The 22,472-nt window shown below is 45.7% G+C and carries 14 protein-coding genes; 7 read left to right on the top strand and 7 right to left on the bottom strand.

Annotated elements, in window-relative coordinates; all coding sequences use genetic code 11:
- The 3 genes from VFC92_07230 to VFC92_07220 form a co-directional block, all read left to right on the top strand.
- On the top strand, positions 1-264 hold a 264-nt coding region (locus VFC92_07230; GenBank protein HZK07979.1), incomplete at its 5' end, for a hypothetical protein.
- Positions 265-286: 22 nt separating this feature from the next.
- The gene (locus VFC92_07225) at positions 287-1,519 is read left to right on the top strand and encodes an exonuclease SbcCD subunit D C-terminal domain-containing protein (GenBank protein ID HZK07978.1); all 1,233 of its coding nucleotides are present in this window, start codon (positions 287-289) and stop codon (positions 1,517-1,519) included.
- A 192-nt stretch (positions 1,520-1,711) separates the two neighbouring features.
- Positions 1,712-5,269: an AAA family ATPase gene (locus tag VFC92_07220; GenBank protein ID HZK07977.1), complete on the top strand. Its 3,558-nt coding sequence runs from the start codon at positions 1,712-1,714 to the stop codon at positions 5,267-5,269.
- Between the two features lie 487 nt (positions 5,270-5,756).
- Here the strand turns inward: VFC92_07220 and VFC92_07215 are convergent, their stop codons facing one another.
- The 5 genes from VFC92_07215 to VFC92_07195 all read right to left on the bottom strand — a co-directional run bounded on the left by VFC92_07215 (position 5,757) and on the right by VFC92_07195 (position 8,742).
- Complete coding sequence (locus VFC92_07215; protein HZK07976.1) at positions 5,757-6,584, bottom strand: tetratricopeptide repeat protein; 828 nt, start codon at positions 6,582-6,584, stop codon at positions 5,757-5,759.
- Positions 6,585-6,766: 182 nt separating this feature from the next.
- The gene (locus tag VFC92_07210; GenBank protein HZK07975.1) at positions 6,767-7,069 is read right to left on the bottom strand and encodes a nucleotidyltransferase domain-containing protein; all 303 of its coding nucleotides are present in this window, start codon (positions 7,067-7,069) and stop codon (positions 6,767-6,769) included.
- Positions 7,048-7,434, bottom strand: a complete 387-nt coding sequence (locus tag VFC92_07205; GenBank protein ID HZK07974.1) for a HEPN domain-containing protein — start codon at positions 7,432-7,434, stop codon at positions 7,048-7,050. The genes VFC92_07210 and VFC92_07205 overlap by 22 nt, the downstream gene beginning before the upstream one ends.
- On the bottom strand, positions 7,419-8,171 hold the full coding sequence (locus tag VFC92_07200; GenBank protein HZK07973.1) for a hypothetical protein: 753 nt from the start codon (positions 8,169-8,171) through the stop codon (positions 7,419-7,421). Before VFC92_07200 ends, VFC92_07205 begins: the two co-directional genes overlap by 16 nt.
- Positions 8,164-8,742, bottom strand: coding sequence for a hypothetical protein (locus VFC92_07195; GenBank protein HZK07972.1), 579 nt, complete (start codon positions 8,740-8,742; stop codon positions 8,164-8,166). Before VFC92_07195 ends, VFC92_07200 begins: the two co-directional genes overlap by 8 nt.
- A gap of 263 nt (positions 8,743-9,005) precedes the next feature.
- Between VFC92_07195 and VFC92_07190 the strand changes: the two genes are divergently transcribed.
- Complete coding sequence (locus VFC92_07190) at positions 9,006-14,066, top strand: translocation/assembly module TamB domain-containing protein (GenBank protein HZK07971.1); 5,061 nt, start codon at positions 9,006-9,008, stop codon at positions 14,064-14,066.
- Positions 14,056-16,350 (top strand): BamA/TamA family outer membrane protein, encoded by a 2,295-nt coding sequence (locus tag VFC92_07185; GenBank protein HZK07970.1) that lies wholly within the window; start codon positions 14,056-14,058, stop codon positions 16,348-16,350. Before VFC92_07190 ends, VFC92_07185 begins: the two co-directional genes overlap by 11 nt.
- Positions 16,351-16,465: 115 nt before the next feature.
- Here VFC92_07185 and VFC92_07180 read toward each other — a convergent pair whose 3' ends face one another.
- A complete protein-coding gene (locus tag VFC92_07180; protein HZK07969.1) occupies positions 16,466-17,524 on the bottom strand; it encodes an ATP-binding protein in 1,059 nt (352 codons plus the stop codon).
- Positions 17,524-18,207: a response regulator transcription factor gene (locus tag VFC92_07175; protein HZK07968.1), complete on the bottom strand. Its 684-nt coding sequence runs from the start codon at positions 18,205-18,207 to the stop codon at positions 17,524-17,526. The genes VFC92_07180 and VFC92_07175 overlap by 1 nt, the downstream gene beginning before the upstream one ends.
- Positions 18,208-18,357: 150 nt before the next feature.
- On the opposite strand from VFC92_07175, the gene VFC92_07170 reads away from it, so the two are divergent.
- Both VFC92_07170 and VFC92_07165 read left to right on the top strand, forming a co-directional pair.
- The gene (locus VFC92_07170) at positions 18,358-18,957 is read left to right on the top strand and encodes an outer membrane beta-barrel protein (protein ID HZK07967.1); all 600 of its coding nucleotides are present in this window, start codon (positions 18,358-18,360) and stop codon (positions 18,955-18,957) included.
- A gap of 331 nt (positions 18,958-19,288) precedes the next feature.
- Positions 19,289-22,459, top strand: coding sequence for a SusC/RagA family TonB-linked outer membrane protein (locus VFC92_07165; protein ID HZK07966.1), 3,171 nt, complete (start codon positions 19,289-19,291; stop codon positions 22,457-22,459).
- Positions 22,460-22,472: the final 13 nt, after the last annotated feature.

Raw genomic sequence — 22,472 nt, 5'->3', positions numbered from 1 at the left:
CCTCCCCTTCTCTTGCGCGCCAGCTGTGTCATTTCGACCGAAGGGAGAAATCTATTCGTTAATAAAAATGTCATTAGTAGCGAAGAATCTATTGTTTTTAAACCGACACCAGTGATTCTGAAAATTAAAATTCACCTTAGGGTTGCATCTGCTTCGAGACTGCGAACCCTTGGACAATCCGACTATTCTCAATTTCTTCTCCAACCTGATTATTCGATTGATTGCCTGCCGGCTGCCGACCGTATCCTGCCGACTGCTTTCTAACCGAAATCATTAAGTTTGCGGCATGAAAATCCTCCACACTTCCGACTGGCATATCGGCCAGCGACTTTATGGCAACGACCGCCACGACGAACACCGGATGTTTTTCGACTGGCTGCTGCAATTTATCCGCCAAGAGCAGGTGGAAGCGCTGCTTGTCTGCGGCGACATCTTTGACATGGCCTACCCCAGCAACCAGGCGCTGCGCAGCTATTACCAGTTGCTGCGTGAGATTTCCGAAACCTCTTGCCGGCAAGTGATCATAACTGGCGGCAACCACGACTCGGTGGGTACGCTGGAGGCGCCACGCGAGGTGCTGCAGGTACTCAACGTTACTATTATTGCCGGCGCTCCCGCCAACCAGCAGGACGAAATTATCGAGCTTCGTGATAAATCCGGAAACTTACAGGCTGTTGTGGGTGCGGTGCCTTTTCTGCGCGACAGAGATATCCGCATTCCGGTGGCGGGCGAGTCGCACGATGAAAAAGTTGAATCCGTGCGGCAGGGCATCCTGAATCATTACCACCAGCTCGCTGAACTTATGCTGCCTTATCGTGAGCAGAATATCCCGCAGATTGTCACCGGTCACCTCTATATGCAAGGATCGCAGTTGTCGGAGAGCGAGCGCGACCTGCAACTTGGCAATCAGGCAGGAGTTAGCGCGGCGGCGTTTCCACCGACTTTCGATTATTACGCACTCGGCCACATCCACCGTCCCCAAACCATCAGCAAGTCGCCGGTGGTAGAATATTGCGGATCGCCACTACCTTTGAGTTTCAGCGAACAACACGACACCAAATTGATGCGCCTGCTGACGGTGGAAAACGGGAAGCTGTCGCACCAAAAAATTACGATCCCCCTTTTCAGGGAGATAAAAACCATCAGAGGTTCCTTTGCGGAGATAAGCAGACAGATTTCGGATTATGAATGTGCTTCTGCTCTGCCTGCCTGGCTTGAGGTGTGCATCGAAGGGCAAAATAGAGACCCAATTTTGCTGCGCGCTGCCGACGATTTTGTGGAACAGATTAACACCGAAAAAGAAAACCTGCACATCATCCGGCACACGATTACCTTCACCGACCGCACGCTTCCGGCTTATCTTACCGGCGACGACCAGCGAACCCTCGACGAGCTGCGCGAAACGGAGGTGTTCGATCAACTACTCGACCAACAAGGAATCGAAGATAGAGAGGAGTTGAAACATACTTTTGATGAATTGCTCGGGATGGTTTATCAAAGTGATAGTGGTAGTGAATAATAATCAAAGCTCAAATGTCCTATAGATTTCTAAAAATCCATCGCGCACCCCCCCCGATCCGCCAGCCGGCGGAGGAGTTGCTACCACACATTCAATGTTTGGGCAGGCTTCCCCTTTAGGGGATTGAGGGGTAGCGGAGGCATTTTCAACAAATTGTGTTTTAAAAAATAGTAGCTAAATAGTGAAAAGCAAATGAAAATCCGCTCGATAAAACTCAAGAATATCCACTCTTTCAAAGGAGAAGTGACCATCGATTTTGAAAATGGCCCGCTGGCGCAAACAGGGCTTTTTGCTATCATCGGCCCTACCGGTTCGGGGAAGAGCACGCTGCTCGACGCCATCACGCTGGCGCTTTACAATGCCACGCCGCGTGCAGGAATTTTGTCGAAAGCTTCTATCGAGAAGACCGGTGCCATCATTACGCGCCATACCGACGACGCCTTCAGTGAGGTGGAATACGAAGCCGGTGGCGAGATTTACCGCGCCCGCTGGGAGATAAGCCGCGCCCGCACCGGCAATTTGCGCGAGTATGAACTTTCGCTGGCCATGAAAGATGCGGAAGGAGTTTTCAGAAATCTCGACCTGAAACGTAAAGACGTAGCTGACCGAAATGCAGCCATAATCGGGCTGACATACGATCAGTTTATGAAATCCATCCTGCTCTCGCAGGGTGAGTTTGCCCGCTTTCTGAAAGCGGCGCCCAAAGAGCGCAGCGCCCTCCTCGAAAAGATTACCGGCACCGGCATTTACCGTCGCATTGGCGCGGCAGCCTTCGAACAGCAAAAACAACAAAAACTGCTGTGTGATCAGTTTCAGCAGCAACTGGGGAGTATTGTAATGATGGATGAAGAGACCCGGTTGCAGACGGAAGGACAGTTGAAGATTTTGCAAAAAGAAGCAATAGTTCATCGTAATTTGTCAGGAAAGATACAGCAACAGATCGAACGGAAAAAGCAGCTTCTGCTTCGCCGAACAACTTTGCAAGAAGTGCGGGAGCAGATTGAAAAATTAACACAAAAAAAGCTGGAACTGCAAGACGATGCCGGGCGACTGAAGTTGCACCAGGCTTTGCTTCCGCTCAAAAGCGACATCGACCGGCTACTGTCGCTCCGGCAGAAGTTGGTCGGAGATCGTGAAGAAGAATCCTTGACGAAACTAAGGCTACAAAAGTTGCGCGATGAAATCAAAAGCTCCAAAGATCAATATACCGTAGCAAAGCAGCAATCCGAAAATTTGAACCTTGAAGTTCAGAAAATGCAGCCGGTTTTTGATGAGGTGCTGCTGCTCGACAAGCAATTGGATACGCATCGCACCAGCTTGCAGCATATCCTAAAACAAATTTTGGAGATTGATAAAGAAACGGGTCAGGCGCAGGAGCAACAGAAAACGCTGGGCAGCACATTGCAGGAAATCGATGAAAAGCTTGCCGGCATTTCGCGATTTCTTGAACAGAATCCTGTGTTGGAAAAGCTTCCCGATGCCTTGCCCGAAATTACAAATGAAATCAAACACGCTACCACCGCAGGGGAGCTATTGATAAAACAAATCAACGAAGCCCTTCTCGGGCATCAACACACAGCGATTACGAGCGGCGACGAAAGAGAAAAACTGCTTTCATCGCAGCATGAGAAACTCGCCACACACCGGCAGCAACTGATCGACGGCATGGGCGGCAAAATTATTACCACCAAAGAAATCCTGGAGCAAATAAGCCGTCTTGAAAAACTCCTTAGCGGGATAATCAAACTGCTGCAACTGCTGGAAGAGAAGGAAACATTGCGCAAAGCTGAAATGAAAACCACGGAGGAGCTGGCGCAGATGAATGAGCAGGTGACGCTGGTAATGAAAAGCTGCGACACCAGCGGCAAAGCCATCGAGATTGCCGAGAGCCGCCTGGCGGAGCTGGAAGCAACCAAAACCCGGCAGGCACTCGAAGCCAACTACGAGCAGGCGCGGCAGCTTTTGCAACCCGGGCAGCCCTGTCCGCTCTGCGGCGCCACCGCGCATCCCTTTGCCGAAGAGCACCCGGCACATATTTCGGAGTTCGATATTTTTATTAAAAAACAAAAAGAGGAAAAAAGTGCGCTGGTCGAAAATCTTAAGGTTCAGCAGAAGCAGCTTAATCTCGCATTTTCGGAAGTAAAAACACGTGAGAATATACAATTAATGCAGCAGAAGCGGAAAAAGGAGCTTGCTGCCGAAATTGAAAAAGCAGAAGATTTGCTGCCGGATGAAGTTGCACCGAAGGATGCTTCGGCATTGCAGTCGCAGCAACAAAAGGCGGAAAAGGATTTGGCTGCAGCCAAAATAAATCTTGAGATCGTTCAGGAGTTTATCGCGCTGGAGCAAAACATCAAAACAGTTGCAGAGCTGAAGGATAAAAACAAAGCCTGGCTTTTGCAGGAGCAAAATCTTGCGCGGCTGCTGGCTCCATTCGCTGTTTATCTTTCGGAGTGTGGAAATGATTATGCAAAAATCAGCAAAACGCTCGAAAATCAGCTTCGTTATTATCGGGAAGCCATCAGATTGCAGCAGGAGAAAAAGGAAGAGAAAACGGCTGTTGATACTAAAATTGAAAACATAATAAAACGCCTGGAAGCGTTAGCGGATGCAAAGAAAAATCTGACCGAAGAGCGGCTGGTGCAGCAAACGAAGTTTACGGAGCTAAACGAACAACGAGTCGGGATTTTTGGTGAGAAGGACGTTGCCACGGCACAGCGCGAACTGACGCAAAAGCAGCGCGCTGCCGAAAGCCAGGCGGCAACGCTTGCCACGCAACTGGCGCGCAGCGAAACGGCCGAAACAAATGAAAGCCGGCAGCTCGCTAAGCTGGGCGAGGAGATAGGAAAGCAAACCAAAGAATCGGAAGCGCTGGCGGCGACGTTGCAGCCGCAGCTTGCCGAAGCAAAAATGGAGACGGTGCAGCAGGCGGCTGATGCGCTGCTCCCTGCCGCCGAAGCGCGCCGCATTGATGAAATGCTGACTGCCCACGACAAGGCTATGAGTCAGGCAGCGTTTCAGCGCAAGACGCTGGAGAAGGAGATCGAAGATTTGCAAAAAGACGACGATGCAACGCTGACGGTGGAGATGCTGGCGGACAAAAAGGCTGCTGCCGACGAGGCGCTCGACCAGAACAACCAGCGCACGGGCGACCTGCGCCGGCGCCTGGAGGAACACGACGAAAATGCAAAACGCCACAGCGTGATTGTGCAGCAACTCAAGGCGCAGCAAAAGGAGTATCAGCGGTGGGACGCCCTCAACAGGGTGATGGGCGACGCGCAGGGCATGCGTTTTTCGCGCTTTGCGCAACGCCTCACGCTGCTGCATCTGCTCGGGCGCGCCAACCAGCACCTGAAAAAGCTCTCGGCACGCTATATCCTCATCAACGAGGGCGACGAGAATGACGACGAGCTTTTTGTGATCGACACACAACACGGCGACGACCGGCGCTCGGTGAATACGCTTTCCGGCGGCGAAAGTTTTATGGTGAGCCTGGCGCTGGCGCTGGGGCTATCGGATCTGGCCGGAAAAAATACGCGCATCAACAGCCTCTTCATCGACGAAGGCTTTGGCAGCCTCGACCAGGAAACCCTCGACACGGCGCTCTCCACACTCGAACGCCTGCAGCACGAAACCAACCGAACGATAGGAATCATCAGCCATGTGGCAGCGCTCAAAGAACGCATCACCACCCAGATAGAACTCACCAAAGACGCCGGCGGGAGGAGCAGCATTACGGTGCGGGGGTGAGGGGGGGAATTGGGAATGTGTTGAGAGGGCAAGGGTTGACGGTATTATCAGAAACGGATTTCAAGCAACGTTTTTATCCATCTTTGATGCGAGTAGGATATTAGAACAATCCTAACAATTTGTTATGCCTTGGTTTTTCTTCGTTTCCCACTAAATTAGATTTATAGTAATCACAGAACATCTTACCTGATTGTTGATAATCAGAGAATTATAGATGCTTAGTCGTAAATCGAATTGTCGTGGAATATAGATTTCTCCCTTCGGTCGAAATGACACGGCTGGCGATAGAGAGGGGGGGCTGGATCGTGCGCTTTGCGCACGATCCAGCCCCCTCCAATCACACCGCAACGCTTGTCATTTCGACTGGAAAATTTGCGTAGCAAATTTGTAGGGAGAAATCTAAAAATCGCGACATGATGATTACGCCGGGTCAGGAGTTTTTTAATCAGTGCATTGTGAAAATGAAAAATCACAACTTAAATTTCAATTATTCACAAAACTTCTTAATAAAGGCTTCCACTTTTTTATTGCCTAATTCCCTTGCTTTGATGAGGTTTAGACAAGCATCTTCAATTTTACCTAATTTATTCAATAAGACTCCTTTTAAATAATATGGATTCATGTACAATGAGTCTAAACTAATTGCTAAATCACAGTCATTTAATGAGTCCTCAAAACGTCCTAATTCTTTAAGTGTTACGGCGCGATTAATATAAATAAAGGGAGTATTTGGGTTGATACTAATTGATTTGTTGTAATCATCTAGAGCATCTTCATAATTTGATAATTCTGCTTTACAATTGCCTCTATTACTATAGTAAAAATGATTGGTAGAATCCAATCCTATGGCTTTGTTATATTCTCGAATTGCACCATAATGATCATGCAAGTTAATTTCTTTTATGTGTCCCTTATTGAAATAAGCGTCCGCATAATTAGGGCTTATTTGTATGGCATTATCTAAATCCTTAAGTGCACTTTTATATTTACCTAAATTTGTCTTGGCTATACTTCTAATATTATAGGCAAAAGTTGACTTTTTATTTTCCTTAATTACTTTGTTCAGAATTTTTATTGCTTCTCTGTTTTTGCCAGATCGAATATCATTAATAGCTATGTCTATTAAATCCCTTTCTGAATTTTGAGAAAAGGATATGATTGATACAAACAGAAATAATAGAGTTAGTAGCTTTTTGAAAACTATCATTTTCCTGAGTTTTAAATTAAAATTCTCTTTTTTATAATGTGCATTCTGGTTGCATGAAGTATAAAGTACCTGTAAAGTTAAGGTGTCTCTATTTACTATCCTCTTCATTTCCGCATCTGTTAAAAGTTCCAGTATTTTTTTAAGAAGCCAAAACTAAACATAATTCCTGGGGAAGAGCATTTCATTATCAAAATTATTCTGAACTTGAAATCAAGTAATATCTTTGTGCCGTAGTCCCGGTAATTCCTCTCCCAGTTTTTTGCTGGTGATGAAGCCGGTTTTTTTGTTTTTCAGTGAATCTCTATTCCGGTTCTTTTTATCTCCTCTAAGAAATTAGCCTGATCAAAATCTTTTTCAATCAAAATAGGTTCAATTCTATCATCAACCTGGCGACGGATTTTCCACAGCAGTGGATTTATTGAAAAAAAATCCCCATCAAAACGATCGACTACGATTGCAACGTCAATATCACTGTCTGTTCTGTTGGTTCCTTTTGCATACGAACCGAAAAGGTAAATACTCTCAAATTGAAAATGGCTTTCCAACAATTGCTTGTAGTCCATGACTTTCTTTATAGCTTCTCTTTGATCCATTGCTGTAGCTTTTTAGTTTCCTGAAGAATTTCAATGCACTTTGCATCTGTGAGACTTTTTAACAATCGTTCTTTGTAAGATGGATAGCGGGCTTCTATATTCAATGGTTCGATTTGATCAATAAAATCCTGTTGCAAAACAGAGAATTTATCATAGAAACCTCCTTTCCTGGCTAAGTATGATAGATTATGAGAAAATGGGGCTGTTTCAGCTTTAAGTTTTGCGTAGTATGCTTTGAATGCCTTTTCAATTGTCTGGTGACACATAAAGCCAACGTACAAGTATCTTTTGCTGTGATACATTGCTTCGGCTGTTTCCAGATCATAATCTGAAATTTCCATCCAATAATTTACGATGTTGTCCATGACGATCTTTTGTTCAAAGATATTAAGATTCCATTAATACGAAATCTAATTTTGGCCTGCTCAAACCGGTAGGCGATCAGGGCATCTCTGTCATATTTCCGTTCGTAGGTTATGTCGCTGTTTAAAATGTATTTGATCAATCCGTGTTTTTTAGCTATAAATATTTCTTTCACGGTAAAGGGTTCCCATTCGTTCTGAAAGTCTTTGAAAGTGAAATGCAAAACATCGGAATATTGAAAGTTATTTACAACATAAATATCAATGATTTCAACCGTGGAGCTGATGGTGACATTGTTTTCGTAGCCATCGTCCGTCATTGTTTTTGATAAATAACCAAATGGGCTGTCGATGCGTGCTACGGTTTTATACTTAAAGTCATAAGCAAATCCAACATTGTCGAGCATGATGAAAATATCATCTCCAAAAGGATCGAAGCCCGCTGTAAGTGATAATGAGAATTGTGTTCCATAACTGGAAGCGAAACTTTGATAGTGATATTCGGTGTTCTGTTTATGCGTTTTAACAAAGAAATAACCGCCTTCAGATTGATTAAAATAGGATGTATTATCCGTCATTGTAAAGCTGGATGAAATGCCATTGTTATCCTGCACGATAAAATTGTCGCCCATTTCAGCGACGATCAGCCAATCTTCATTTTCAGCATCAAAATAGAGTGTTTCTTCTTTTACACAACTTGTAAGAAATAGCAAAAACAGGAATATGCTTACCCTATTCATATATCGTATAGTTTTCTTCATTTGACAAGAATATTTTAATGATTCCTTTTTCATAATTGTAGTACATGCTTTCAACATAAATTGAATCCTGGAAATAGTAATTGTCGTAGTTTGATTTTAATTTAAAAACCTGATAATAATATTCAGAATCAACTTTTACGGAATCAAATATTTCAAAATTCCCTGGGTAAAATTCATTGTTGGTTGGAATGTAAAAACCATACTTCCCAACGGTAGCGAAACAATGAAGATTTAAAGTGTCCAGGTTATCGATCTGGAATTGTAAAGTGAACACTGGATAATCAGGAATAAGTGTGATAGAATTAACCTCATAATGGTACTCATATTTACAACATTCAGAGCAGCCGCTCCACGCTTCGTGCGTTTCTCTGGTTGTGCTATAATTTATAACAAGTCCGTTTGAATGCCGGAATGAATACGTACTTCCATTTTTGTAAGGGACATATTCTAAAGCTGAATCAGGCAATGGCCCATTTTCGACCAGTATTGTATCGCAGGGCCAACAGCCACCCAACGAAAGAGTGATAATCAGATAAATCCATTTTTTCATACGTTCATTTCTCACATTTCATTTTTTGTAAACATGTCCCTAAAACGCGGAAGGATTGTGGTTAATATTGTTTGGCCGGAATAAATATTTCCTGCTTCTGAATCCATGCTCCGGTCGTCAAACATTTCCCTATGCCAGCACGATTATGAAAATTTCTTAAAAGCCGATCTTTTCTTTTCGCAGGCACGACGTAGCCCACCCTTCTTGTGTTTATTAAATTAATTTTGTGTTTTAAAAAAAACGAGCTATTCAAACAAAAATCTGTGGCAACCCGAAAGAAAAAACACATTCTCGTGCGTATCTTCAGCATTCTGTTTACGATTGTTGCAGGAGTGGTTGCTTTGTTGGTTGTGGTTGCGCTTTTGTTGAATGTCCCCGCTATCCAGACATACGTTACCGGTATCGTCACCAACACCCTGCAAAAGAAACTCAACACCGAAATCCGTGTGGGTGAGGTGAAGATAAAGTTGCCGGCGACGGTTCATCTCGGCGACATCTACGTGGAAGACCAGCAGCACGATACGCTGCTTTTCGTGCGGAGCATCGACGTCAGTGCCAACCTGCTGAAACTCATCAGCCAGGAGGTGAAGGTGCGGCGTCTGGAGATTGACCGCCTCACAACGCGCATAAAAAGAGGTGCGCCGGGAGCACCGTTTAATTTCGATTTTATCCTCGAAGCTTTTGCCGGCGACACCACCCAAACCGATACCACCAGCAGTGCCTGGACCATTGGCATCAAAAAAATTGCGCTTTCGCAAATCGATGCTCTTTACACCGACAGCACCACCGGAATGGATGCCCGATTGCTTTTGGGTAAACTGGATTTGAATTTCGATGATTTCGATTTGGATAAACCAACATTTGGTGTGGATGCGCTTTCGCTGAAAAACACCACAGCACGACTGGAACAGTGGGACGTTGCCGGAGCTTCCGCTGAAGTTCCCGCCACCGATGACACCATAAGCAGCAGCTTTCCGGAGATTGGTCTGAAATTATTGGCGCTCGACAGCATCCTGTTGCATTATCAAAATCATAGCTCCGGCATGGCAGCCGATCTCGATCTTGGAAAATTAAGGTTTGAGCCGGAGAAGATTGATCTTAACAATCAGGTTTTGGAACTTGGGACATTAAAAATTTCCAATTCCAAAGCATCGCTCGCCCTCGGGAGAAGCATAAAGTCGCCCCAGGAAGATGAAAGTGTGGGCATCCCGACGACGACGGATCCTTTTTCAGATTTATTGCCGGATTGGGACATTACACTGGAGCAACTGCTGCTTGACGATCTCGATATTTCTTACAACATTCGCAATGCACCATCGGCACCTTTTGGCCTCGACATGAATCATCTCGAGCTGGCTGATCTGAAGCTCGACCTTCGCGACGTCACGATTAACGAAACCGGTGCAGCGGCAAAACTCCGCGAGTTGCGCGGAACCGTCAACGAAAAGGTGCAGGTGAAGAATGTTTCTTTCGGGGCAGCGGTAACGCAAAACATGGTGCAACTCAACGATCTTTCCGTGGCTGTAAATCAAACCAAAATCAATGGCAGCATCAAGGCTGGCTTTGCTTCGTTTGCGCAAATCACCGATAATCCGGGAGCTATCCAAATAGATCTTTCACTAAAAAACACTTCGCTTTACACGCCGGATGTTTATTATCTGGCGGGGCTTAATCCGCGCGACTCTTTGTGGCGACAATACAATCACCTCAACATACAGTTGGCTGCCGATGCGCAGGGAGCCATCGACAAGCTCGACATCCGCAAGCTGATGATTTCGACACTGCGCACCACTTTGCTGGCTTCGGGCGAAGTGACCAATATCACACATCCTGAGCAACTGGCTTTTGATGTGCGGCTCGATACCCTGCGTACTTCGCGCCGCGATCTCTACCGCCTGCTCGACACCACCTTGTTTGCCGGATTCACGCTGCCCGACACCATCGGATTAGCACTTCAGGCGGCCGGCACGATGGATTCGCTTCAGGCAAAACTTAGGTTGGTTTCAAATTTTGGAAATCTAACTGCCGAGGGTTTTTTTGATCGGCGCAGCAAGCTGCAACGCGACACGGCTGACATCCAATTGGATTTGCAACAAATGGCGCTGAACCGATGGCTCAGCGATACCACTTTTGGAACTGCCAATTTGCAGGCTACCGTGCACGCCAATGGAATTACCGCCGATTCGATGGTGGCAGTGGCCGAAGCAACTATCAATAACCTTCGATACAATCGCTATACTTATCGCGACATTGGCCTGCAGGCCACTATGAATGGTGAGCTGGCGGAAGCGCATCTGACAAGTGACGACGTAAATGTGAATTTTACCATCGACGCATTGGCTAAGATCCGGCCCGAGGTAAAAACTGTGGAGGCGGACATCAACATCGACCTGCTAAATCTTTATGCCCTGAACCTCATGGAGGCCAAATTTGCTCTTACCAGCAATATCAATATTAGCGGCGAATTTAGTAGTATCGATAATCTGAAAGCTGAAGTGGTGCTGAAGAACACACAGCTTATCGACGAAATTTCTTCCTACACCATCGATCATATTCGGCTGCATCCGGTATTTACGCCCGACAGCACAACCTTCGACATCGACTCCGACTTTTTGCAACTTCATTATGAAAGTAACATAGCAATGTCAGAAACTGATTCGGTGTTGAGGCTGGCGATGATGAAATATCTTGGCAAAGCAGATACGCTTTCGCTGCCTGCCGATAAACATGCCGAATTTAATTTGGGTCTGCGGCTTCCCGAAGATTTGAAAGCCCAGCTACTTCCGGGGCTTCACAAGGTTGATCTCGATACCATCACCGGGTCGTACAGCAGCAACAACAACCTTCTGCAATTTACCCTGAACGCTCCACGCATCACCTATCAGAAGATTGGTGTGGATAATTTGTTTTTAAATATTAGTGGGCGCAATGATTCACTTTCGCTGAAGGCCGGCTTCGACGAGCTGCAATATGATACGCTGCGCCTACGCCAGATTATCATCGACGAGTTTATCCACGATGGCGAAATGATATCAAAAATCTCGGTTGCCGGCACAGGCATTTCGCCCGATTATCTTTTCGATAATAATATTTCTATAAAAGACAGCGCTACGCGTATTTCTTTTAATAAAAACGGGCTTGTTTTAAAAGGTGAGCAATGGAACATGACGGAGGACAATTTCCTGGAATTTGGCGCTGGGAAGATGCAGGCGCAGGATTTTGTTTTTAATAACGAAAACCAAAAATTCGGGATTATTACCACCGACACCACGCATAAATTTATGGCTGCCGACTTTGGGTTGAGCAACCTCCTCGGCATTATTCAGTGCAAAACAGAGACACAGCTGGTGCGTGGAAACCTGGATGCTGAGGTGGTGATGCCTGTCCATGATCAGTTTTCGGGGATGTTTGCTGATATTCTCATCAAAAACTTTTATTTTTTTGACACGCTGATCGGCGATTTACATTTTAATCTCAAAGAAGCCACCGATGCCCTGGCATTGCAATTTGATCTTACTAACGGAAGCAACTCCATTACTGCCAAAGGCACGATTGAGAAAAGCGACGCGCCACAACCACTCGACATCATTGCCAGCGTGAATTTGAATGACCTGAGTAGTTTCGAGGTGTTTGCGTTGGGTAATCTCAAAGAGGTGCAAGGTGGTCTGAAAGGAGATTTTACCATAAAAGGGAACACACAAGCGCCGGATGTTAAAGGGAAACTTGCTTTTATGAATGCTGAAATGACCATCGTGCCTCTGAACTTCCACGCACGTCTGGCCAACGAAACCATTTCCATCGACAACCGGGGAGTGGCTTTGGATAAATTCACCGTCGTCGATGCCGATGGCAACAAGCTAAGGGTGGATGGGCGGGTGCTCACCGAAAACTTCAAAAACTTTGGTTTTGATTTAAATATCAAAGCAAACGATTTTAAACCCATCAGCTCTACCCGCGACCAAAACAAAATGTATTACGGCTCGCTGGTATTCGATGCCGACATTGGTATAAAAGGCGACATGTTTCTGCCGGTGATTAAAGCTGACGTTACTGTAAAGGGAGGCACCGACTTTACCTACGTGTTGCCTGGCAGCCAGGTCGAAATAATCACCGCCGAAGGTATTGTGCATTTTACCGGCAAGCTGCAACCATCCGATACTCTTTTCCGCAGCGAAACGCTTACCTCCATTGCCGATTCTATCTTGCAAAAGGTGGCAGGAATGGACCTTACGGCAAATTTAAAGCTCGACCCTGAAGCCAAATTCAGACTTTTCATCGATCCGGTTTCCGGCGACTATGTGTGGGTAAGCGGCAAAGCCGACCTCAACATCAGCATCGATCCCAGCGGCACGCAAACCATTACCGGATCTTTTGAAGTTACCGACGGGGAGTATCAGATTTCGTTTTATGGGTTGGTAAAAAAGAACTTTAGTTTCGTCTCCGGGAGTACCATCGTTTTTTCGGGCGACCCGATGAGTGCGCGGATGGATTTTACGGCAAGCCACACGGTACGCACGCAGTCGATAGCACTGGTAAGCAACGAGAGTGCCGGCCTTACTGATGCTGAGAAAAACCTCTTTCGACAGCGGTTGCCTTACGAAGTATTGCTGCATATCAGAGGGCAGCTCGTAGAGCCGGAGGTGAGTTTCGAATTGCACCTGCCCGACAAATACATGGTCAGTTATCCGCAGATAGCCAGCAAACTCAACCAGATAAACTCTGGCAATAATGAATCGGAATTAAACAAGCAGGTTTTTGCCTTGCTGGTTACGGGCAGTTTTATCGCCGACGATCCGTTTGCTTCCAATGGTGGATCGCTCGAAAGCTTTGCCACTACTGCCGCGCGCAACAGCGTAAATGGTATCCTGGCCGAGCAACTCAACAAGCTTTCGAGTAGATTTATAAAAGGAGTGGACGTAACCTTTGGCCTCAACTCGTACGAGGAATATGAAGGCAGCAGCTCGCAAACACGCACGGAGCTTGATGTGCAGGTTAGCAAACGCCTGTTCGACGACCGGCTTATGATAGAAGCATCCGGAACTTTTGACGTCAGCGGCGGCTCGCAGCAATATACCGCACAATCTACCCAGCATACCTACGGCGAGTTTTCGGCCACCTACGACCTCACCAAAAGCGGTGATTATAAACTACGCGCTTATCACGAAAATGCCTACGACCTCTTCGATGGTGAGGTGACCTACGACGGCATTGCCTTCATTATAGAAAAAAGTTTTAATTCACTTTTTGGGCTTCGTGCAAATAAAAAAAAGAAGAGGGGCTGGAAGGATAATCCCAACCAGGAAGGAGTGAAAAATGAAGAGTAGAAATGCTGCCTTTTTGATACTGCTCCTTTGGGTGCTTGGCGCAATAACCGGATGTACCGGCCTGAGAAAGATTCCGGAAGGTGATTATTTGTTTACCGGCGCCGACATCCACATCGATTCCGCATCCGTTTTATCAAATAAGAAAAAAGCACTCGCGCAGACGGAAGCGTTGATTCCATCTACCAACGCAAAGCTTTTCTGGATGCGTCCATTCTTGGCCATTCATAATTTGGTGAAAGAACCAAAAAAAGAAAAAGGCATCCGCTACTGGTTAAGATACAAACTGGGCGAACCGCCGGTGCTGCTGAGCCAAATCAATGCCACCGAGTTGAATGGTGCCATGGAAAATCGTTTGATAAATCTGGGTCATTTTTCGGCCAGCTCCGACTATGAGGTGATAGAGAAAGAAAAAACTGCCCGTCTGATTTTTAATATCAACATCACCAGCGCTTATTATATCAAAAGCATGCACTTCCCTGCTGACAGCTCCAAAGTGCGAGGTGAGATACTTGAAACAAAACCGAAGACGCTGATACTGCCTGATCAACCCTACGATCTTTCGGTGTTTAAGGACGAACGTAATCGTATCGAAAATGTGCTGAAAGACAGCGGCTATTTTTACTTTTCTAAAGATTACCTGCTTTTTGACGCCGACACCTCGGTGGGCAACAAGCAGATAGCCGTCGAACTACAAGTGAAACCAAACACGCCAACGCTGGCGCGGATACCTTTTAGGATGAAAAATATTTATGTGCTCGACGACTATTCGCTCAACGAATATCACCCCGACACCACCCTTATCAAGGATTATTATTACCTATCCGACAATCATTATTACAAACCAAAAACTATTTTGGATGCCGTCTTTTTGAGTATTGACAGTCTTTATTCGCGCAAGGATCATTACAACACGCTCAGCCATCTGATGGGTTTGGGTATTTACAAATATGCCAATGCCCGTTTTGATGTAATCGATACTGTCGGTGGTTTTATGGATGCGCATTTTTATCTAACTCCCCAAAAAAGAATTTCGGTGGGAGCGGAGGTAAGTGCCGCTATCAAAACCAACAATTTTGCAGGGCCGGGACTTAATCTGAGTTTTAAAAACCGAAATACCTTTCGGGGAGCTGAAGCATTTCAGCTTAACCTGGGTGGACGCTTCGAGACACAATACAGCGGGCAATACAAAGGCGAAACCTCCTTCGAGGTGACGCTCAACGCTTCGCTTACTTTTCCGCGTTTTGTGCCATTTCATTTCGGAGCCAACCAATCGCGGCAGTACGTGCCCAAAACCACCATCTCCGCTGGCGGCGGAGTGTTTTCGCGGGTGCGATATTACGAGTTGCATTCATTCAACACAGTATTAGGCTACAACTGGCGTAGCTCCGATCGGTTTGCACAAACATTCAACCCCATCGACATCAGCTATACCAAGTTGGCAAAAAGTTCGGATGTGTTTCAGGAATATCTCGACAACAACCCTACCATCAAAAGGAGCTTCGAGGAGCAATACATCCTCGGAACGAGCTACAGCTTTACCTACAGCACTTTGCATCTGCAAAACAAACATACCTTCCTTGTCACCGAATCGGCTGACGTATCGGGCAACCTGGCACAACTAATTTCTAAAACTTTCCCGGGATTACTGGAGCTGGATGATGGACAGCACAAGATTTTTAATGTGCCTTTTGCACAATTTGCACGCCTGCGCAGCGAAGCGCGTTATTTCATAAATACCGGTAACAAAACGTCCGTTGGTATGCGATTGATAATTGCTACGGGCATTCCCTACGGTAACTCCGAAACGATGCCTTATGCAAAGCAATTTTTTGTGGGTGGCACCAACAGTGTTCGCGCTTTCCGGGCGCGCACTGTAGGCCCCGGCTGTTATAACCCATCCGACACGCTCACCAATCTGTTCGTCGATCAGGCCGGCGACATCAAGCTGGAATATTCTGTCGAATACAGGTTTCCCATCCATAGCTTTCTAAGAGGTGCAATCTTTGTCGATGCTGGTAATATTTGGTTGACAAATGCTGACGACAAGCGGCCGGGAGGGAAGTTTGAATTCGATAGTTTTTATAAAGAACTGGCCATAGGCACAGGCTTGGGGTTGCGGTTGGATTTTGATATTATAGTTGTGCGTTTGGATCTTGCTTTCCCATTACACAAACCCAACTTGCCCGAGGGCGACCGATGGATTTTCAACGATATTCATATGGGAAGCCCAAGTTGGCGCCGCGAAAATTTCACGCTTAATATTGCGATTGGATATCCATTTTAATCAGTTCTCAGCCTGCAGTCTTCAATCGGCAGGCAGCAGCATTCCAATTATTCAGGGAATATCGCCCTGCGCCATGCTCTCCGCGCCATGCTCTTTGCTCCTCGCGCCCCGCGTCTCACATCCGGTTCCCGCCTTTTTTGAGTGTAAAAGCAAAGGTAGTCCCTACACCCAGGCGGCTGCGAACGTTGATGGTTTGGTCGTGGGCATCGATGATGTGTTTCACAATTGCCAGACCCAGTCCGGTGCCTGATTTTTCGCGTGAGCGGGCGCTATGTGTGCGGTAAAAGCGTTCGAAGATTCTCGGTATTTCTTCGGCTGCAATGCCCGGCCCGTCGTCGGTCATCTCCACAAGGATATTTTCGTCGAGGTCAAAAAAACTTAAACGCGTCAGACCTGCTTTTCCGGAGGCATATTTTATCGTATTTTCTACCAGATTGACCAGCACCTGACGGATCCATTTTTTATCGGCAAACACCAAAATGGGTGAATCGTAAATAGCCGCAAAGGTGAGTTCGTGTTTGCGCTTGCGGGCTTTTATCTCCAAAAAATCAAAAACCTCAGCAGCAAGTTCCACGATGTCGAAAGGGGCAAAGTTGAGCGCTATTTGCGAAGTCTCCAGGTTGGAGATGGTCTCCAGATCTTCGACGATGGCGATCATGCGGTTGATGTTTTTGCTGGTGCGCAAAAGATAATCGCGATTGATGGCAGGGTCTTCCAGGCCACCGTCGAGCAATGTGAGCACATAACCCTGGATGTTGAAAATGGGTGTTTTAAGTTCGTGATAAATGTTGCCCAAAAACTCACGCCGGTACTTTTCATTTTGCTTTAGCTGCTCTATCTCCAGTTTACGGCTTTCGCCCCACTCCTGCACTTCCTGGTTTACCGAGTCGATAGTTTTGTTGTCGAAGTAACGCCGCTCGTCTTTGTCGCCTTTTTTGCGTTTCAGGTTGTAAATGGTTTTGTAGATGAGTTTTATCTTTTGATAAATAAAACGCTTTAGGGTGTATTGAAAGGAAATAAAAATCAGTACAAAAAGCACCGCGTCGAGCACAAGCATGGCCACGACATTGAGTGACGGGAACATTTGCCCGGCAACACTTCGGAGTATCGCGAAAATGATAACTATCAACAGTGCGTTGTAAAGCGCAAGTCTCGAAGGACTGGTTTCTTTCATCACGATTCCATTTTGTAACCAACGCCTTTGATGGTGGTGATAATTTCCGAGCCAAGCTTTTCGCGGATTTTACGCACATGCACATCTATGGTTCGGTCGCCTACAATCACGTCGTCGCCCCATACGTTGCTAAAAATTTCTTCACGCGTGAAAACCTTGTTGGGTGTAGAAGCCAACAGCAGCAGGAGTTCAAATTCTTTTTTAGGAAGTGAAATTTCCTGGTCGTCCTTTATAATAAGGTATTGTTGTCGGTCGATGGTTATGTTGTTGAGATTGATTTCTTCGACAGCTATTTCTGGTTCTTTGTAGCGTCGAAGCAACGCTTTGATACGGCTGACAAACACTTTTGGTTTTATGGGTTTGGTGATGTAGTCGTCGGCACCGGCTTCAAATCCTGCTATCTGGCTATAGTCTTCGCCACGCGCTGTAAGGAAAACGATGATGCTGCTGCTGAGTTCCGGAATGTTGCGTATTGCCGTGCAAGTCTCGATGCCGTCCATGCGGGGCATCATCACATCCAGGATAATCAGGCTGGGCTTTTCGCGAATTGCAATTTCGATGGCATCTTTGCCATTGCGTGCTGTACTCACCTGATAGCCTTCTTTTCTCAGGTTGTAACCAAGAAATTCGAGGATATCTTTTTCGTCGTCAACAAGCAGGATTTTAAAACTTTCATTTTTCATAAAAAAATAATGATGTGCTGGTAAAACAAAGCATCATGTATCGCCGGATATCGATTCGTTTTTGACAAAGGACACCAGTTTGCGGCGGCGTTAAAAATAATATTAATTTTACTCCCTCAAAATATCAGGCTATTAACAAATACTATGCAGATGAATAAACACATACTTTTTACATTCGCCATCTTCATAATATCTATGATGACTGTTAGCGCGCAAAAGTTCAACGGGGGTTTTCTGGCGGGAGTAGGCGCAGCAGAAATCTCCGGCGACCGGCTGGAAGGGCCCAACAAAGCGGGTGTGTATGCCGGTGCCTTCGTAAACCGATACTTAACCAAGCGCTCTTCGGCGCAGATGGAACTGAACTTTGTTCAGAAGGGCAGCCGCAAAAATCCTGACTCCCTCGACTTTAGCACCTATTTGCTGCGACTCAACTACGTGGAATTGTTTCTCAATTACAAATGGGATTTCGGCAGGATATTTACCCTTGAAGTGGGGCCATCACTGGGTGTGCTCATCAAAGGCTACGAGGAAGCCGATGGTTTTATCCTCACTGAGCCTCCCTTCAATGCTACTGATCTGAGTGGCAATTTCGGGCTGTTTATCTGGCTTACTGAGCATTTACAATTCAACGTGCGCTATTCCAACTCTATACTGGCGGTGCGGCCACATTATAAAGGGCAAACATATCGATGGAACCGCGGGCAATACAACGAAGTGCTGAGTTTTACATTCCATTACACGTTCTTATAGCTTCAAAAAACTTGTTCGGGTTTTCAAATTATTGACGATTTCAGTTCACTTTATGCACTTTTAAGCGCGGTATTATTGGGAAAAGCGATCTTTTTCATCCTGATAAAAGCAAAGAATGGAATGAATTAAGGTGTTTATTAATTGATGGATAAATAGATACGTGTGAAGAAAAAATAATTTTGTAAAAGTTAAACTAATTTTTCGTTAATTTGTGTGAATTTTAAAGGTGGATGTGAAAGAGTAATAAAATGGTAGAAATTTTATAGTGTATTACATTTTAAATAACAATTAACTAGGGACTTATTTTTAATTATTAACCAATTCTTCAATTATGAGAAAATTTACACTTTTCCTTGCCCTGATGTTCTTCATCGGGATGCAAGTATCACAGGCACAAACCAGGACCATTACCGGTACTGTGACAAATGCTGAGGACGGGACTACCATTCCGGGAGTTTCGGTTGTTGTTAAAGGGACAACCTTTGGAACCACCACCGACCTTCAGGGTAGGTACAACCTAAATGTACCGCCGGAAGCTCAAACGCTGAAGTTCTCTTTTGTTGGGATGCAACTCGTCGAGAGAGACATAGCAGGACAAACTGTTATCAATGTAAGCATGGAACCATCGGCTACAGCCATCGAAGGTGTGGTAGTAACCGCTCTGGGTATTACTAAGGAACGCAAAGCACTGGGATATGCCGTTCAGGAAGTGAAGAGCGAAGACCTTATGCGGTCTGGTTCATCCAGCTTATCATCAGCCCTTCAGGGCAAATTATCCGGCGTCGAAATCAAACCATCGTCGGGTATGCCAGGTGCATCATCACAGCTTATTATCCGTGGTGCACGTTCATTTTCGGGAAACAACACACCGCTGTATGTTGTAGATGGTTTGCCAATTTCATCAACGGCTGACTTCTCTACAGGCAACAGTGTAACTGGTGTCGACATCGCCAACCGTGCTGTCGACATTGACCCCAACGATATTGAGAGCATCAACATCCTCAAAGGTCAGGCCGCTGCAGCCCTTTACGGCATTAGAGCCTCCAATGGTGTGGTAATCATTACCACCAAAAGTGGTAAAGGAAACAAAATTGGCAAACCTGCCATTTCGTTCTCCAACTTTACCAGCTTTGAAAAAGTTTCACGTACACCTGACTTCCAAACCAAGTATGCACAGGGAAGCTATGGTAGCAACGTTCCCAACACTTCTTTCGCCTGGGGGCCAGAAATCACCAAACTGCCCGATGATCCTGACTACGGTGGTAACTCGCAAGGACACCCCGGAATGTATTTTGTTCCACAGCGGGAGCGTGCCGGCCTCGACCCATGGGTAAAACCGCAGGTTTATGATAATTTTGGAGATTTCTTTGATGTTGGTTTTACAACAACAACTTCTCTTAATATTAGCCAGGCCACCGAAAGAGGCAACATCGCTTTTGGTATTGGTAACACCACCCAGGAAGGTATTGTACCTTCGACAGGTATGGACAGATGGAATGCTAAGGCTGCAGGCGAAACCAAACTAAATGAAGCATGGAGAATGGGTTTCTCGGCAAATTATGCCCGGACATCTGTTGATAAACTTCCTGCTGCAAACGATGCTTCGATTTCAGGTGTGTTTGCCGCTCCGCCGAACTACGACCTTGCAGGTATTCCCACCAATCTGCCCACCGATCCTTATGCACAGATTTATTATCGGTCGCTTACTTTTGATAACCCATACTGGGGAGCAGCTCACAACGAATTTACAGAATCAACGGATCGTTTCTTCGGTAACGGATTTGTGGAATACAACCCCTACATCGCAGACAACATGACGCTGAAAACCCGTTATCAAATTGGTACCGACGTCTATACTTCGCACTATCAGGACATCTTTGAATATGGTCACAAAGGCAGCACAGGCGAGATAAATAACTATGGTGTCTCTAATCAAACCATGAACTCACTGCTTACCGTTAATTACAACTGGAAAATAAACGACGATTTTAATTTCTCAGCGTTAGTTGGTAATGAATTTAACGAAAGAAACCGTAAATTCTATGAAGATTACGGAACAGGCTTCAACTTTGGAGGCTGGGCACACATGGGTAATGCCAAAATTCAACAGTCTGACGAGTCGCAATACAAAGATCGTACAGTAGGATTCTTCGGAAACCTTTCTCTTGACTACAAAGGCATGCTGTATTTGAACGCAACAGGCCGTCAGGACTATGTTTCTACCATGCCCCGCGACAACAACTATTTCTTCTATCCTTCGGTATCATTAGGATTTGTAATAACAGAGATAGAAAGCTTGCGCGATATGCCCGTACTCTCATTTGCTAAAGTACGTGTATCGTATGCTGAAGTTGGACAAGCCGGTAGTTATTATCAGAACTTCTTCACCTCGCCAAATTACGGTGGAGGCTTCTGGGGTGCTACTCCTGTTCAATATCCCATTGGTGGTAACAGCGCTTACCTCTCCAACAATGTTCAGTACGACCCGAATCTGAAGCCACAGAACACCCAATCGTACGAAATAGGTACTGAGTTGAAATTTTTCAACAACCGCCTAGGCCTCGATTATAGCTATTCACATCAGTTGGTTACCGATCAGATATTCCAGGTTCCTGTTGCTGCCTCCACAGGCGCTTCAGCGCTGGTGATGAACGGTGGCGAAATTCAAACTAATGTGCATGAAGCCACTGTCTACGCATCGCCGGTAACTGGTCAGGGTTTCAATTGGGATTTCACTCTGAACTTCTCAAAAATCGACAACATGGTGAACGAACTTGCTCCCGGTGTTGAAAGCATTTTTCTGGGTGGTTTCGTAACTCCACAGGTTAGAGCAGGCATTGGTAATACCTTCCCTGTTATTTATGGTAGCTCATTCCTGCGCGACGAGAATGGCAAAATCCTGGTTTATGACGAGCCGGGTGCCTGGTACCATGGTATGCCACAGGATGGCCCTCCGGATGTTATCGGAGAAGTTTCTCCTGACTTCATCCTTGGTTTTTCAAACCGGTTCAGCTACAAAGGCATTTCCCTCACAGCTACACTCGATTGGAAACAAGGCGGTCAAATGTATTCTGGTTCAAACGGTCTGCTCGATCTCTATGGTGTTTCTGCCAATACAGAAGACCGCAGCAGCACATTTATTTTTGATGGAGTAAAACCTGACGGAACACCCAACGATATCGTACGTGGCGGTCCCGAAGATCCGGAAGCTTTCCAGGATTTGATTGCCGATGTACTTACCAACATTGATGAGTACTACATTTATGACAATTCTTTCTTAAAACTTAGAGAAGTAACGCTTAGCTATGCTTTACCCAAAAGTTTTATGAAGGATGTAGGACTTACCATTTCTGTATATGCCCGTAATATCCTGCTTTGGACCGAACTGCCAAACTTCGACCCCGAAGCATCACAGGGTAACAACAACATGGGAGGTGCGTTTGAGCGTTTTTCAATGCCTCAGACTACCAGTTATGGTTTTGGTATCAGCTTAAATTTTTAACCTTTAAACTCAA

It is taken from the genome of Bacteroidales bacterium, assembly GCA_035647615.1.
GTDB lineage: Bacteria > Bacteroidota > Bacteroidia > Bacteroidales > 4484-276 > SABY01.
This window is presented reverse-complemented; position numbering and strand designations above follow the sequence as displayed.

Bases quoted from the DNA above. Each gene is read 5' to 3' on its own strand.
- VFC92_07185 (HZK07970.1), top strand. From the start codon at position 14,056: ATGAAGAGTAGAAATGCTGCCTTTTTGATACTGCTCCTTTGGGTGCTT.
- VFC92_07210 (HZK07975.1), bottom strand. From the start codon at position 7,069: ATGGATCAAAGAGAAGCTATAAAGAAAGTCATGGACTACAAGCAATTG.
- VFC92_07175 (HZK07968.1), bottom strand. From the start codon at position 18,207: ATGAAAAATGAAAGTTTTAAAATCCTGCTTGTTGACGACGAAAAAGAT.
- VFC92_07165 (HZK07966.1), top strand. From the start codon at position 19,289: ATGAGAAAATTTACACTTTTCCTTGCCCTGATGTTCTTCATCGGGATG.
- VFC92_07225 (HZK07978.1), top strand. From the start codon at position 287: ATGAAAATCCTCCACACTTCCGACTGGCATATCGGCCAGCGACTTTAT.
- VFC92_07180 (HZK07969.1), bottom strand. From the start codon at position 17,524: ATGAAAGAAACCAGTCCTTCGAGACTTGCGCTTTACAACGCACTGTTG.
- VFC92_07205 (HZK07974.1), bottom strand. From the start codon at position 7,434: ATGGACAACATCGTAAATTATTGGATGGAAATTTCAGATTATGATCTG.
- VFC92_07220 (HZK07977.1), top strand. From the start codon at position 1,712: ATGAAAATCCGCTCGATAAAACTCAAGAATATCCACTCTTTCAAAGGA.
- VFC92_07215 (HZK07976.1), bottom strand. From the start codon at position 6,584: ATGAAGAGGATAGTAAATAGAGACACCTTAACTTTACAGGTACTTTAT.
- VFC92_07170 (HZK07967.1), top strand. From the start codon at position 18,358: ATGAATAAACACATACTTTTTACATTCGCCATCTTCATAATATCTATG.
- VFC92_07195 (HZK07972.1), bottom strand. From the start codon at position 8,742: ATGAAAAAATGGATTTATCTGATTATCACTCTTTCGTTGGGTGGCTGT.
- VFC92_07200 (HZK07973.1), bottom strand. From the start codon at position 8,171: ATGAATAGGGTAAGCATATTCCTGTTTTTGCTATTTCTTACAAGTTGT.